15 protein-coding genes are annotated in these 14,082 nt (G+C 38.5%); 6 read left to right on the top strand and 9 right to left on the bottom strand.

Annotation, left to right across the window (positions count from 1 at the left end; genetic code table 11):
* Positions 1–46: 46 nt before the first annotated feature.
* Complete coding sequence (locus PQ460_RS01420) at positions 47–682, bottom strand: nitroreductase family protein (protein ID WP_273614046.1); 636 nt, start codon at positions 680–682, stop codon at positions 47–49.
* 102 nt (positions 683–784) lie between these two features.
* Here PQ460_RS01420 and PQ460_RS01415 point away from each other — a divergent pair, with 102 nt between their 5' ends.
* Positions 785–1,864, top strand: coding sequence for a DNA alkylation repair protein (locus PQ460_RS01415; RefSeq protein ID WP_274171520.1), 1,080 nt, complete (start codon positions 785–787; stop codon positions 1,862–1,864).
* Between the two features lie 153 nt (positions 1,865–2,017).
* Here PQ460_RS01415 and PQ460_RS01410 read toward each other — a convergent pair whose 3' ends face one another.
* A complete protein-coding gene (locus PQ460_RS01410) occupies positions 2,018–2,620 on the bottom strand; it encodes a nitroreductase family protein (protein WP_204826005.1) in 603 nt (200 codons plus the stop codon).
* A 283-nt stretch (positions 2,621–2,903) separates the two neighbouring features.
* On the opposite strand from PQ460_RS01410, the gene PQ460_RS01405 reads away from it, so the two are divergent.
* Positions 2,904–3,755, top strand: coding sequence for a DUF72 domain-containing protein (locus tag PQ460_RS01405; RefSeq protein ID WP_273614048.1), 852 nt, complete (start codon positions 2,904–2,906; stop codon positions 3,753–3,755).
* An 89-nt stretch (positions 3,756–3,844) separates the two neighbouring features.
* Here PQ460_RS01405 and PQ460_RS01400 read toward each other — a convergent pair whose 3' ends face one another.
* From PQ460_RS01400 to PQ460_RS01390, 3 genes are all read right to left on the bottom strand, one after another.
* On the bottom strand, positions 3,845–5,497 hold the full coding sequence (locus tag PQ460_RS01400) for an alkaline phosphatase (protein ID WP_274171519.1): 1,653 nt from the start codon (positions 5,495–5,497) through the stop codon (positions 3,845–3,847).
* A gap of 190 nt (positions 5,498–5,687) precedes the next feature.
* Positions 5,688–7,016, bottom strand: coding sequence for a cryptochrome/photolyase family protein (locus tag PQ460_RS01395; RefSeq protein ID WP_274171518.1), 1,329 nt, complete (start codon positions 7,014–7,016; stop codon positions 5,688–5,690).
* Between the two features lie 45 nt (positions 7,017–7,061).
* Complete coding sequence (locus PQ460_RS01390) at positions 7,062–7,730, bottom strand: HAD family hydrolase (protein ID WP_274171517.1); 669 nt, start codon at positions 7,728–7,730, stop codon at positions 7,062–7,064.
* A 282-nt stretch (positions 7,731–8,012) separates the two neighbouring features.
* Between PQ460_RS01390 and PQ460_RS01385 the strand changes: the two genes are divergently transcribed.
* Complete coding sequence (locus PQ460_RS01385) at positions 8,013–8,201, top strand: CsbD family protein (protein ID WP_274171516.1); 189 nt, start codon at positions 8,013–8,015, stop codon at positions 8,199–8,201.
* A 110-nt stretch (positions 8,202–8,311) separates the two neighbouring features.
* Here the strand turns inward: PQ460_RS01385 and PQ460_RS01380 are convergent, their stop codons facing one another.
* Both PQ460_RS01380 and PQ460_RS01375 read right to left on the bottom strand, forming a co-directional pair.
* Positions 8,312–8,626 carry a hypothetical protein gene (locus tag PQ460_RS01380; protein ID WP_274171515.1) on the bottom strand — a complete coding sequence of 105 codons (315 nt, stop codon included), beginning with the start codon at positions 8,624–8,626 and terminating at the stop codon, positions 8,312–8,314.
* A 457-nt stretch (positions 8,627–9,083) separates the two neighbouring features.
* Entirely contained in the window at positions 9,084–9,755 is a 672-nt protein-coding gene (locus tag PQ460_RS01375; protein ID WP_273614054.1) for an NAD(P)H-dependent oxidoreductase, read from the bottom strand.
* Positions 9,756–9,955: 200 nt separating this feature from the next.
* Between PQ460_RS01375 and PQ460_RS01370 the strand changes: the two genes are divergently transcribed.
* Positions 9,956–10,363: a DoxX family protein gene (locus PQ460_RS01370; RefSeq protein ID WP_273614055.1), complete on the top strand. Its 408-nt coding sequence runs from the start codon at positions 9,956–9,958 to the stop codon at positions 10,361–10,363.
* Between the two features lie 60 nt (positions 10,364–10,423).
* Here PQ460_RS01370 and PQ460_RS01365 read toward each other — a convergent pair whose 3' ends face one another.
* On the bottom strand, positions 10,424–11,242 hold the full coding sequence (locus tag PQ460_RS01365; RefSeq protein ID WP_273614056.1) for an AAA family ATPase: 819 nt from the start codon (positions 11,240–11,242) through the stop codon (positions 10,424–10,426).
* 114 nt (positions 11,243–11,356) lie between these two features.
* On the bottom strand, positions 11,357–12,307 hold the full coding sequence (locus tag PQ460_RS01360; RefSeq protein WP_274171514.1) for a hypothetical protein: 951 nt from the start codon (positions 12,305–12,307) through the stop codon (positions 11,357–11,359).
* A 259-nt stretch (positions 12,308–12,566) separates the two neighbouring features.
* On the opposite strand from PQ460_RS01360, the gene PQ460_RS01355 reads away from it, so the two are divergent.
* Positions 12,567–13,370 (top strand): VLRF1 family aeRF1-type release factor, encoded by an 804-nt coding sequence (locus PQ460_RS01355; RefSeq protein WP_273614058.1) that lies wholly within the window; start codon positions 12,567–12,569, stop codon positions 13,368–13,370.
* Positions 13,371–13,662: 292 nt separating this feature from the next.
* Complete coding sequence (locus PQ460_RS01350; RefSeq protein ID WP_274171513.1) at positions 13,663–14,082, top strand: hypothetical protein; 420 nt, start codon at positions 13,663–13,665, stop codon at positions 14,080–14,082.

The raw sequence follows: 14,082 nt of genomic DNA, 5'->3' as shown, positions 1-14,082 counted from the left end.
CAAAGGAGATATTCCGCTTTTTTTGCTATATAATTAAAAGAAGATATCAATTGGATTGAAACTGATGATAACTTACAAATTCAGCGACAGGCTTGCGGTAACCGCGAGGTCTTTGACTGGAAGTATCTTCTTTGCCAATAGTAATCATCATAACAGGTACATGGGTATCTGGAATATCCAGTTCGTTCGCAACTTGTACCGGATCGAAGCCGATCATTGGACAAGTATCCCAGCCTTTTTCTTTGGCGATAAGCATCAATGCCATAGCAGATAGACTTGCGTTACGAATCGCTTCTTCTTTTTGAAAAATCTCGCCTCGATCTTGATAAAACTGGATCGTAGAAGACACGGTCTGATCATATTCTTGCTTACTAAGTATTCCTAGATTGAACATACCTTCATAAATCTCAGCTGTATGCTGGTGAGCTTGTGTATTGCCCAACACCACAATTACAGCCGATGAAGTAAGTACTTTATATTGCTTACCCGAAGCTTCATACATTTTCTGCTTACCTTCAGTATCGTTAACGACTACATAATGAACATGTTGCAAATTAAAAGCAGAAGGTGCAAGCTTAACAAGGTTGAAAATTTCATCTAATTCTTTCTCTGTGATCTGAATATCTGGTATAAATTTGGTTGCTGATCTTCTGTTTTTGTATACATCCAAAAATTCTCCCAATGTATTTCCTTCTTTCTTATAACTAATTTATAGTATATATTCTTTTATCGGTTAGTTATTATAAATATGTATACCTATATTCAAAAAGATTGGAGTTCTACGATGGAAAATTTTAAAGATCGATTTAGCGAATCTTTTTTACAACATTTTGTTGATGTGATGATAGAACAATCTTCCGAGTTCCAAGCAGATCTATTTTTGCAACAGATTTATGATGATCGGTGGCACGAACTTGCTTTCAAACAACGGTTACGGCATATTGCTGAAGCGATTACGGTTGCTCTTCCTCTACCTTATCCGCAAGCTATCGATATCTTAATTCAGGCGGCTCCCTACTGTCGGGGTGTAGAATATTTATTTTTCCCGGATTATGTAGAGTTAAATGGTCTGGAACATTTGGATGTGTCGATACGTGCTTTGGAAGTATTCACTGTGTATTCTAGTGCTGAATTTGCTGTACGTCCTTTTATTATTCGATATCCGGTACAGATGTTAGAGCAGATGGATCGCTGGATCGTAAGCGATAATGAGCATCTACGCCGTCTGGCGAGTGAAGGATTCCGTCCACGCTTACCCTGGGCGACCCAGTTGCCTTTATTTATTCAAGATCCATCGCCAACGCTAGAACGATTAACCAAACTTAACAACGATCCTTCGCTTTATGTACGTAAAAGTGTAGCCAATCATCTAAATGATATTGCCAAAGACCATCCTGATCGTATCGCCGAGTTAGCTCAACAATGGTATGGTCATCATACTCATACAGATTGGATTGTTCGTCATGGCTGTCGTACACTGCTGAAGCGTGATCATCCTACTATATTGCAATTGTTCGGCTATATCGCCAGTGAAGACGTACATATAACCCATTTTCAAGTACAGCCGACTACAGTGATGATGGGCGATTATGTTGAGTTTTCATTTACACTGGTTAACGAATCGGCTACAGACCAATCGTTGCGGATTGATTACGAGATTCATCATATGAAAGCAAACGGCAAAAATGCTCCTAAACGGTTCAAATGGACAGCCAAATCTTTCGCTTCTGGCACCCATGTTATCCGCAAAAAGCATCTATTTAAAGAAATTACTACACGTAAATATTATGCAGGTATCCATTATGTATCGATCTATATTAATGGTGTAGAGCAAGATAAAGCTTCGTTTATGTTAGAGCTGTAGCTCACTTCAGTATTATCATTGCTTATAAGATTGCTTATGACTTTTGTTATGAAATACCACTCTTATATACAATCCAGATAGAATCATTCCAGCAAAAAAAGCAAGCCAGCTACAGCATTTAACTGTAGTTAGCTTGCTTTTTGTTATTAGCCATTATTTTAAAACGCGAATACGTTCTTCAAGCGGCTTGAACTCTTTGTCGCCTGCAGGTGCTGTTGGCTTACCAAACGGCATTTCTGCAACCAATTTCCATGATTCTGGAATATCCCATTCTGCTTTGATCTTCTCATCAATCAGTGGATTGTAATGCTGTAGTGAAGCGCCATAACCTTCAGCTTCAAGCAATGTCCAGATCAAATATTGATGCATACCGGAAGATTGTTGTGACCATACCGGGAAGTTATCTTGATATGCTTGGAACTGCTCTTGCATACCACGAATAACCGACTCATCTTCGAAAAATAGGATGGTACCATAACCAGCTTGGAAGCTATCCATTTTTTCTTGTGTAGGGCCGAATTTGTCAGCAGGTACGATTTCTTTTAGAATATCAGTAGTAAATTGCCATAGTTGATCATGTTTTTCACCTAACAACACAATTACACGAGCACTTTGAGAGTTAAATGCGGATGGTGTATGTAGTACCACCTCTTCTACAATCTCTTGAATACGTTCGTCAGAAGTTACAGCTTCTTTGCTAATACCATAGATACTTCTTCTGTTCTTCATTGCACTAAGTATATCTGGATTCGTCATTACAATCATCCTCCTTCAATCAAATTGAGTACGGAAATATAATTGGTGCTCCTATGTTATTTACCCATTGTGATAAAAAACTATCAGTAACGTACAAAAATAAAGAGAAATACAATGTACTTTCTTGATCTATACATCTGTAAAGCTCGCTATAAGTATAGAAAAAATAATATATATGTAGAGACACGATCATTTCATTTGTTTAAGGATTTATCTCTTTCGTTTAATACTACTTAGAATTCAAAATTATTATCCAATTAGAGACGCTAGGAGGGAAATGAGCATGATTGAAATCGGACTTACCGGATTCGGAGATCATCCCGAACTCTATGGCAAAATCAAAGCGCCAGAACGATTACCTACGTATAGTGAACATTTTCCTATCGTTGAAATAGATAGTTCGTTTTATGCCGTTCAACCTGTCAAAAATGTAACCAAATGGGTAGAACAGACGCCTGATCATTTTGGGTTTGTATTCAAAGCGTATCAAGGAATGACCGGACATTTACGCGGGAAAAAGAACTATTTTGATACCAAAGAAGAAATGTTCCAAGCATTCCATGTGTCGTTACAACCGGCGATCGATGCAGGCAAGTTAAGGATGGCGTTATTTCAATATCCACCGTGGTTTGAATGTAATCGTGACAATGTCGATACCCTGCGCGAAACACGTGAACTCATGGGCGATATTCCTTGTGCTTTAGAATTTCGTAACCAGACCTGGTATATGCCAGAATTCCGCGAAAAGACACTGGACTTTATGCGTAAAGAAGATTGGATTCATACGATTGTTGATGAACCTCAAGCAGGCATGGGCTCGATTCCGATCATTACCGCCGCTACTTCCAAACAAGCTACCTATGTACGGATGCATGGACGCAATGTAGATGGCTGGCATAAAAGTAGTGATCCGAACTGGCGTAAGCTAAGATATCTATACAAATACAATACCGAAGAATTGACAGAATGGCGGGATCGACTGTTAGAGATTCAGAACCAGTCCGAACATGTCTATGTGGTATTCAATAACAATTCGGCTGGCGATGCGACGCCAAATGCTAAAGAGTTAATTGAGATGTTAGCTGACAAAAATGTGTTGTCTGAAAAACATGATATCGGAAGTTCTTCATCATAATATATTTTAATGTAGTTTATATCGATATTTTTGTACGTAAAAAAAGTCATATCTCTTAATAAGAGATATGACTTTTCATTTGGTATCACTTATGAAAATAAATCAACAGCATCTTGTGGTACATAAGTCTGTACACCGTTATGAATAACATTGCCTTTTAATTTTACTGTTTTGCCATTCCAGTCTGCTGTATTTTTAAATACAGGCAAACGCAATGTATCGTTTCCTTTGGTGACTACCACCACTGGATTACGAGCATCAGTCGCATCCCATTTAACGGTAGCGCCTTTAGCTGCAAAAGCAGTTTTGGCTGGTACAAATAATTGCTTCGATACATCTGCTAGATCCACTTGCAATGCTGAAGCCATATAACCAGCGATATCACTATTTTCAACCACTCCTGTTAACTGTACACCGCCCGGTGCATACGAATACAGAACCACTTCACCGCCCGTATGACCGCCTGTTGTCCAGCCGATATGAGCACGTTTGCTAATCATTGGACCGACTGCGTAATTCATACGTCCTTTTTCAGCTGCTTTGATTGTAGCGATCTCTTCTTTTGTCAGATCAGTAATGCCATAGTATTGTTTCATCACTGCTTTGATATTGGTACGGTTACTATTGAATTTCTTTTCCAATCCTTCACCGGTTGCTTTTGCTTTTTTCAACGGAGCGATAAAAGTAGACAACGGTTCTTCGTCATATGTTCCGGTTGTGCCTGCATCTCCAATCGTAATTCCACCATTACCATGATCGGTAGCCGCAATCACTAATGTATTCTGATCTTGTTTGGCAAAAGCAAGTGCTTTCGCAACAGCGCGATCAAAAGCATTCACTTCACTAATAATCCCGATCGGATCATTGGCATGAGCTGCCCAATCCACTTTACTGCCTTCTACCATCAAGAAGAATCCTTCTTCATTTTGGGAAAGGACTTGAATCGCTTTGTCTGTCATTTCCGCTATACTTGGTTGCTTCACAGGATCACGATCCATATCGTTTGCCATCGCTGTATCTGCAAACATTCCCCATAATTTGCCGGAAGAAACGGCTTTTAGTTCTGCTGTATTTTTAACGATATTATAACCAGAGCTCGCGATCACTTTGGTCAAATCTTCGCCATCTTCACGTCCTGCGGGTGTAAAGTATGTCGCTCCGCCACCAAGTACCACATCCATACCTGCATACACTTGTTGTTCGCTCAAAGCATCATAATTGCTTCGATCTGGATAATGAGCACTAAAGTCTGCCGGAGTCGCATGCATAATTTCAGAAGTCGCTATAATTCCTGTCGATTTACCTGCTAATCTTGCTGCTTCTACAATATTGGCAACAGGTTTTTTAGCATCACCAGGTGCTAATTTGGGAAGCCCTGGCATTGTATTTTGATCAGGCAATACGCCTACATAACCGGTATGTGATTTGAATCCTGTAGCAAAAGCTGTTCCTGCGGGAGCCGAGTCAGCGATAGCGGCATCCGCAGAATATGTACGCACAAGTCCGCTTGCCATTTCATCAAGTGCTAATGCTTTGCCTCCATTATACCAACGGGCTAACGTTGTACCATCCATGCTCATTCCATCTGGAATTAACATAATCACATTTTTGGCACGAATCTCTGGCTGTTCTTTACTCGCCGCACTAACCGTTTCACTAGCAAGACCGAGCAGTAATGAGACAGCCAGTGTACCCGCTGTAATAGAAAGGTGTAGCTGATTTAATCTGCGTTTGTTGATCATCTTAAATATAACAATCATCCCCTTTTTTCTTTATGAACAGGATGATTGTAGCAATCAATGATCAATTAAATACCTTTATTACGTGCAATCTTTGTTAAAATCAAACCTAATGATTAACGCTATATTAAATCTTTTATTTTATATGTCATTATTCAAATAAACCTTATAAAACCTTTTATACAGGCAATATTTACACATTATTCACGATTTTTTTATAGATTTCAATCGCACTTGCACGTGATTGTTTAAGATCAACGATCGCATTTTTTTGCGGTTGGTGAATTTCTTTCGCAGATAAGTGTTTTAGCTCTGGCATCCATTCACGAATATAGTCGCCTTCTGGATCATACTTGGCAGACTGAGTTACTGGATTAACTACCCGGAAATAAGGAGCCGAATTGATACCTAAGGAAGCACACCACATCCAGTTGCCCCGATTGATCACATTATCATAATCCAGTAATTTGCGACGGAAATACTGCTCGCCTAATGTAAAAGAACATTGCAGATTTTTGGTCAAAAACATACCGGATAAAATCCGCAACCGATTGTGAATTCGCCCTGTTTCATTAAGCTGTCTCATCGACGCATCTATAACTGGAATACCTGTTTCTCCTTTATACCATGCTTCAAAATGCTGATCGGTCAATTCAGACAGATCATACTTGTGTTCATATTTAAAATAATGCTCATCATAGATCGCCTGATATAAGTAGAAATCACGAAAAGATAGCTGTCTTACCCATTCTTCGTGTCCCTGTGTACGCAAAGCATCATCAAGCATCTGCCGAATCGAGATCGCTCCAATCGTTACATGTGGATTCAGATCGCTAGAGGGATCAATACTGTAATAATCACGTTCTTCACCATAATCAACTATTTTGCTTTGAAGAAATGTATGCAAGATCGGTTCTGGATCTTCTGCCGGTTCATAATCATCCAATGAAAAAGGTAAATCAAACTCATCCGACAAAGATAAAGGATCACGCGAAACATGCAAGTCTTTTAGACTGATACTGGACGCATGATTAGGATGCTGTTCGAGAAAGTCTAACCATTTACGATGAAAGGGAGCAAACACTTTATAAAACCCATCTTTTCCTGTGAAATCTGTAAATGGCTCGACATCGATTAACATATGATCCACAAGTAATGTAAAAGCAACATCGGCTTTGTCTGCAACAGCTTTTAATTTGCGATCTCGTTCTTTGGCATACGGGGTAAAATCGCGGTGAGTCACCACTTCATCAATATCAAGCTTGTCCAATACCTGCTCTAACACCCTATCAGGCTGTCCATATACGATATGTAACGTTTTGTGTTGAGCTTGATATAACTTCTGGAGACGATGCACATGGCGTAGAAAATTCACACCGCTATGCTCTTTTTCTCTTCCTTTTCGCAATAAAAAAGGATCAATAATCAGTAGGTGTACACTTTGTGCTTCGGCGTCATGAATATAATTAAATCCGACTAGATCATGAGCTCGCAAATCTTTGCGATGAATAAATAATTTCAAAAGGAATTCCTCCTATAATGTACGTCTGCTACTCTTTATTAGGGATTACCCTTTTGCCGTACTTTCATTCAATCGATCAATGATTTCAGTCAACGTCATATCTGTCATAGATGTTAATCGTAGATCATGGTGTTCAAATGGCAAAAAGGATGTCACCGGATTCGGCACAATCGTACAGCGTAATCCAGCGGCTTTGGCGGCAGTCAATCCATTTAACGAATCTTCAAAAGCCAGTGCTTCGTATGGTTCTACTCCAAGCGCTGTCACCACCTGTGTATACAATTCTGGATCAGGTTTCACTTTGGTGACATCATCACTGGTGCGAATGACTTGAAAATAATCTGCCAATCCTAGCTTCGTCAAAAAGCGCTCAATCCATGCACGATTCGAACTGGTTGCCAGACCTATTTTTAATCCCAATTGCTGTGCTTCGGCTAGATACTCATGTACACCTGCGCGAGCTTCTAAATGTTCCATTTTCTGATCGTGTAAAAGGCTGACCGCTTGATCCACTTCTGCTGAAATACCTGGTTGCTTCAATGTGAGATCAATATAATCTAGAAATTCTGTTCCATGTGTGCCAATACTCGGTGCGAATTGTTCCAGTGCAAGCTCCATTTTATACGTACGCAGTACCTCTTGATAACATTCAAACCACACACTTTCGGTATCCAATATTAACCCATCAAAATCAAAAACAACTGCTTTTATCATTCCCTTTTCTCCCCTTTAGTTCAAGTATTTATCTACATTTATTTAGTCGTTAAATCGTTTATCATATCAGCTATTTCCCTATCTTTTTTCTTCTTAAACATTTTGTCTGTTCATGTAATCTTTTGTCAAACGATTAAGACGGATTGTTTAAATCATAATGCTGTCGGGTAATGTTAACTATCAGCGAGTTCGAGCTAAAGCATAGACGGCTTGTTGATCATTTAAAAATGATTCCTTTACATTAAATACAAATTTATTCTATTTGAACAGGAGATGTTAATGATGAGTAACGATAACGGTTTGGGCGATAAAGTAAAAGGTGCAGTATCTAAAGCTAAAGGCGAAGTGAAAGATCAAGTAGGTAATGCTACAAATAACACTTCTCTACAAGCAGAAGGTAAAGTAGATAAAGCTAAAGGCGCAGTACAACAAAAAGTCGGCGAAGCAAAAGACGATCATCACCGCCACTAAAATTAAATTTCACCACAATCCCCTATAGCATATGCAGTTATAAATATATTTTATAAAAAAACTCACCTCATTTGATACGAGGTGAGTTTTTTTGTTGCTATTAATTAGTATTATTCTTTCCCTTTTACAAAAGTACCCGAGTCCATCATGATCACAGTAGTAGAAGCATCTACATCGGCATCATTATATACAGTATGCGTATATTCAGGAGCAGGAAGCGGATGACTAGCATCTACTCGATAAAAAACACCGTATTCGTTGTAAATCGCGCCCACTCTGTTTTGCAGTTCTTCCATTTGTGTAGAACTTGCCAATTGTTGATCTGTAACTCCATTAGCACTTGCAAAGCTATGCACAGCTACACCAGTAGTCAGTACAAGTGCACTTGCTACTATAATGACACTTAACTTCTTCATCCTAATCATAGACAAATCACCTACTTTATTTTATATGTACTTTTTAAATTTAACATTTATTAGATAATAATACTATTTTAAGGTTAATGATTTTCGACAATAAACTATTTAAGATCTTTCTTGGCGATCTGCAAACAAAAAAATAACGAATACTATGAAAGAAATCAATACGAAATACATATTTTCTACCCAATCGAGTTTATATAATGTATCTGTAAACAAGCGATAGAGCACAATCAAGATACCGGATACCACCATAGACAAAATAAAGCTGATAATTTTCTTTTTCATATATTATATTTGCATCCATCTCATGATGTCATTGTCATTGTTGGATGTCCTTTCTTCTAGTTTGTTGAAGTTTTCATTCTAAACTTGTCATCTATATAAATCAAATACCTTCTCAAACAAAAAAAGACCCAACTTCTTGGGTCTTTTCGTATATTTAACAGTGATATTCTGTTTCTTATTTAACCCATTGTACGATTTCGTCTAGAGATCTTCTTGCTTTAGGGCGTAATTCTTTTTCTGTACGGTAGCCAAAAGCAGCCATAACACTTACGCCGTACTCGCCGCTACCCATTAGACCTGCATCGCTCAAAATTTGTTCAACTGCTTCTTTTTGGAAGCCTTCGATCGGACAAGAGTCGATACCGATTTCTGCCGCAGCCGTCATCATATTACCAAGTGCAATATAGGTTTGTTTGGAAGCCCAGTCAAAAAGAGCACGTTCGCTTTCCAACAAGTTCAAGTCTCTTTCTTGGAACTCTTTATAACGTGGAAGAATTGTTTCGAACATTTCTGCTGGCATTTGTTTTACTTCGATCATTTGATCACGCAAATAATCAGAATCATAACGTACATCTGTACGCGCCAAAATGACTACAAAGTGACTTGCTGTTGGTAATTGACCTTGTGCACCCCATGTAAATTCACGTAATTTCTCACGTAATTCCGGGCTTTGGATCACTAGAAATTTCCAGGGCTCTGAACCCACAGAACTTGGTGATAAGCGACCTGTTTCTAAAATAAATTCAAAATCGTCTTCCGAAATTTTTTGCTCTGGATCAAATGCTTTGGTAGCATGTCTTGCTTCATAAGCTTGCAAAATCTCTTGTTTGCGTTGTTCTTTATTCATGTATATCTCTCCTATGCCTATAATTTATTCTCTATTATAATATGCACGATATATAACATACTTACTTTTAAATACCAAAGATAGTATAACGTTTATATCGTTTGTCGTCAATTGGATCACATTCAATTTGTGGCGATTGGTTTAATATATACATAAGCCTGTTATGATATACGTTAGACATGCTGTAAAGGAGATGACTTATGAATACATATCCAACCACAGTGCCACGTACGATTGCACGTTTTATCTTTGCACTCTTTTTTATAGCGGCGTGTGTAGCTCACTTTGTTGAAGTTGATGGATTTGCCAAATTATTACCTGCCTTTGTTCCTTTCAAAAGTACATTAATTATTTTGACAGGAATTATCGAATTAGCATTAGCGATTCTGATCTTGATTCCTGCCTGGCGTCAACGTGCGGGTGTATGGACGGCATGGTATCTAGTGCTGATTTTCCCGGCAAATATTTATGCAGCGATTTACCAGATTCCAGCACCGGGTCAAGCGTATACTGATCCTGCGGCTCTATGGATTCGCTTGATTTTTCAGCCATTGATGATCTGGTGGATTCTATGGTGTACCCGCCCACCGAAGCCACGTACAGACTAAATCTATCCCAATCCAAACAAAAAGCACTGGTGAAAGAAAGATGCCAGTGCTTTTTCTTATTTATACATATGCATGCACTTTAGGATTGTATTCCTGATACGCTGTCTGCAATTGATTCAGTGTTAATGCGCTATCTTCGATAATAGCTTTACGCTTTGCTTTGAGTACAATCTGTTCAATATCTGCAAAGCTACATCCATGTAGCATCGCTGATGCTGATTGTTCCAGACTTCCTATCGTAGCAAATGAACCAATCAGTAAATGAATATACTGCTGACGATCCTGCTCGGACGGCATACCATAATCCATCTTCGTATCAAAACGACGCCACACTGCATGATCTAACTCATCTGCTAGATTGGTCGCCGCTACCAGAATACTTTCTCCTTCAAATTCATCCATACATTGCAGTAGCGTATTAACGACCCGTGACATCTCTTTTACTTCATCGTTGTTATCACGAGTACGTGCAATCGCATCGAATTCATCTAGAAATAACACACAAGGCGAAAGACGGGCAAAATCAAATATTTTGCGAATATTCGAAGCTGTTTCTCCTAAATGACTATGAATAATTGTATCCAAACGAACAAGTACTAATGGCAATTGTAGTCGCTCTGCTATATAAAAAGCAGTTAGCGTTTTGCCTGTTCCCGGAGGCCCTGACATCACTAATTTGTTAGGCATAGGTACATCTTGTTCGATAAACTTTTCTTTCATATCCAGGATCATCATAAATTCATCTATAATACGTTGATTGCACTCATTTAACACGATATGTCTTACTTTGCGAGCACATTCTTTAGGCATATATACAGTCGCCATATCTGTTCCTTTTGCTTTGGGCAAACGGCTGTTATTTTTATTCGTTTTGTTCATACAGGTTAACAACTCCTTGCCCCACTTTATTTAATAGTAATAATTACTATTAAATAGTTTAACAAGTTTTGCACTGAAGAACCAGTCTTTTCTTTATATAAATATGGATACCATCTATTTGGTAGTGACGATAGTGTAATTGCCTGATAGATGGGTAGCAAATTGAATGGCTTTGGTCGTCGGATTGTAGTTGGTTAATTTGCCTTTCAAATATTGCTGTGTTCCATCTGCATATTCTGCACAGACGACTAGATGATTCAGTTGAGACGCTGTTAATTTTTTGTCAGGCAATGGAAGAGCGATCCATACATCTTGAGGCGAACTGGTATCAGGGATAACCACCTTTAATGTAGTGCCTAATGCTCCTTGTGGGGGAACTGTTTGATGATCGCTACCCAATCGAATAGTGATATCTGTGTTGTCAGATTGCAACGCTTGACGAGGAATCGTCATTCTTCCATGCCAGGCTTGGATACTAATTCCCAATTGAGAGTCAGCAAACAATTTTTGAGCACGTGATGTTAATACTACAGCTAATTCAGCTGCAGGAGGCATTTCTGGAGGAGCAGGCATACTTAAGTAAGCTGTACTTCCTGTATCTCTACGTAACATATCTACTGTTAAAGCAGCTTCCTTTATATCAATTTTGGCGGTATCTTGCACGTATTCATTATCTTTTAGTTGACGTTGTACTTGCATTGAGACAGGATGCCCTTTTTGATCCGTATGCATAAGCGCTTCGGATACAATTGTTCCAACAACTGATTGATCAGCAGAAGGATTCACCATATGATTGTCTGGCATAATATCAGTCACACTCGGTGCTTCTGTAGGAATAGTTACAGCAGGTTCAGGCTCGGATCTATATTCATCCTGAACTTCAGTCACTTTGCCGGATTCATCGGTACTCATCATCGCATACGCTTTATTTTGTTGATGTTCATTCGTCAATTGTATAGGTAAAAAAGAAGTTGTCGTTATGGCTACAATAGATAAGGATGCCATCATCGCTACAGGGGTATGAATATATTTGTTCATTTTTTGAATGAATAAGCGTAATTTCATCCTGATAACCTCCATTAATAAATGTTATAATCTGGAATATCAGATTACTATTAGTATAATATATTCCGCTGAACATTTCCTGAACATTCCTACTTTTAGTAAATACTTCCTATTCCTAATTTTAACTTTTTTCCCCTCCTATATCGCTTAATTTCCGAATATAAAACCACCGAAATTTGACTTCTTATTTACAGTTATTGTTTAATTTAAGTGTAAACGGGTAATTACAAAGGAACTCTCTTTGAGGAGGTACAAACTAATGGGATTTATGGAAAATTGGAAAGCACTTCAGAAGTACTCTGCTAATGCAGCAGAACGGTTTTTGACCATCTATCTGAACACCGAACCAACTGCCAACACCCAGCCGGAATGGAAGCTACACCTCAAGAACGGTTTCAAAAAGCTTGCTGAATACACTGAAGCCGGTGACGAACGTAGACATTTAGATAGCCTACTTGCTCTACAGTCCAAAGTCGAAGAACGCGTGGAAAACAGTCGGAATGATATGAAAAAAGGTCTGATTATCGTAGCGGATTCATCTGGTGGATTATTCTTTTGTGAAAAAGTACAGATTGGATTATCAAATGCTTTTTATTATGAAGCAGAACCACGTTTAGAAGAATTACATGCGATTACGTCCAAATGCCCTGCTGCGGGTATCGTGCAATTGAGCAGTGATTCGGTAACTATTATTGATAGTCTACTATGTGAGATTAACAATGAATATTATTTTGAATGGGATATTGTGAATGATGAGTGGCGTGAACGTCCAAGTCAGAGTACAAGCGATCTCAAGTCAACGGTGAACAAGCAACGTGAGGATTACAAAGAACGTTGGGAAGTTGATCAAGCTCGTTGGGTCAAACGATTAACTCCGATCATTGAACGTATGGCTAGAGAAAAGCAGTGGGAAGAAATTATTTTAAGCGGTGAAAAAGCTGCTGCTTCTCATGTGAAAGAAGCTCTGCATACAACCACACCGATTCATATTGTTCCTAAAAATCTAAACAATATGAAATCACGTGAAGTGTTACAAGAAGCTTATGCTGTTCTTCAATCGTAAGATTCATATGTAATCTATGATTTGATTTCTAATAAGCATAATCATAATGGATCATTGACATGATAGTGAAAATAACAGCCCTCTATTTACTGGTTCTTAACCATAGATAGAGGGCTTTTTTAGTATATATGAATAGGAACATTTGTTCTTGTTATTATTTTGTGATAAGGTGGATATCATAGCAGTGTATCGTATACACTTAATAGCAAAAGGCCAATCATCGCTTAACAACGGATATAGCTTGTTTGCATAGTATACGATTGATAATGATGATAGGTAAGGAGGATAGTATATGCGTATTTATGTGACTGTCAAAAGTCTGGGCAAACGCAAAAATGCTCTAACTCGTGAACCTCTAGATATTCTTAATGTGCCTGGCACATTGCGCGACTTTTTAACTGAAGTTGTTCAAGAAAATGTACGTGCTTTTACAGAGCGTCAGAGCAATTCTTCATTGCTCTCCTATTTAACACCAGAGCAGGTTAATGAACAAGGCGAAACAGGTAAAGTTGGATTTGGTCATATTCATGATGATCGTATTCCTGACGAGGCAAATGCTGTTCAAGCTGCATTGTTGGCTTTTGAAGATGGACTGTATAAAGTATTTATTCGTGAACAAGATATTGAACATCTAGATGATGTTATTCAACTCTCTGATGGAGATGATGTTGCTTTTATTCGATTTACAATGCTGGCTGGACGCCTATGGTAA

The sequence above is a fragment of the Paenibacillus sp. KACC 21273 genome (assembly GCF_028736095.1).
GTDB classification, from domain to species: Bacteria; Bacillota; Bacilli; order Paenibacillales; family Paenibacillaceae; genus Saccharibacillus; species Saccharibacillus kyungheensis.
The sequence above is the reverse complement of the archived record's forward strand: the minus strand, read 5'-3'. Positions and strand labels throughout refer to the sequence as shown.

Excerpts from the sequence above, each read along its gene's own strand:
- PQ460_RS01415 (WP_274171520.1), top strand. The coding sequence starts at position 785 with ATGGAAAATTTTAAAGATCGATTTAGCGAATCTTTTTTACAACATTTT.
- PQ460_RS01410 (WP_204826005.1), bottom strand. The coding sequence starts at position 2,620 with ATGACGAATCCAGATATACTTAGTGCAATGAAGAACAGAAGAAGTATC.
- PQ460_RS01405 (WP_273614048.1), top strand. The coding sequence starts at position 2,904 with ATGATTGAAATCGGACTTACCGGATTCGGAGATCATCCCGAACTCTAT.
- PQ460_RS01400 (WP_274171519.1), bottom strand. The coding sequence starts at position 5,497 with ATGATCAACAAACGCAGATTAAATCAGCTACACCTTTCTATTACAGCG.
- PQ460_RS01390 (WP_274171517.1), bottom strand. The coding sequence starts at position 7,730 with ATGATAAAAGCAGTTGTTTTTGATTTTGATGGGTTAATATTGGATACC.
- PQ460_RS01385 (WP_274171516.1), top strand. The coding sequence starts at position 8,013 with ATGAGTAACGATAACGGTTTGGGCGATAAAGTAAAAGGTGCAGTATCT.
- PQ460_RS01380 (WP_274171515.1), bottom strand. The coding sequence starts at position 8,626 with ATGATTAGGATGAAGAAGTTAAGTGTCATTATAGTAGCAAGTGCACTT.
- PQ460_RS01375 (WP_273614054.1), bottom strand. The coding sequence starts at position 9,755 with ATGAATAAAGAACAACGCAAACAAGAGATTTTGCAAGCTTATGAAGCA.
- PQ460_RS01370 (WP_273614055.1), top strand. The coding sequence starts at position 9,956 with ATGAATACATATCCAACCACAGTGCCACGTACGATTGCACGTTTTATC.
- PQ460_RS01365 (WP_273614056.1), bottom strand. The coding sequence starts at position 11,242 with ATGAACAAAACGAATAAAAATAACAGCCGTTTGCCCAAAGCAAAAGGA.
- PQ460_RS01360 (WP_274171514.1), bottom strand. The coding sequence starts at position 12,307 with ATGAAATTACGCTTATTCATTCAAAAAATGAACAAATATATTCATACC.
- PQ460_RS01355 (WP_273614058.1), top strand. The coding sequence starts at position 12,567 with ATGGGATTTATGGAAAATTGGAAAGCACTTCAGAAGTACTCTGCTAAT.
- PQ460_RS01350 (WP_274171513.1), top strand. The coding sequence starts at position 13,663 with ATGCGTATTTATGTGACTGTCAAAAGTCTGGGCAAACGCAAAAATGCT.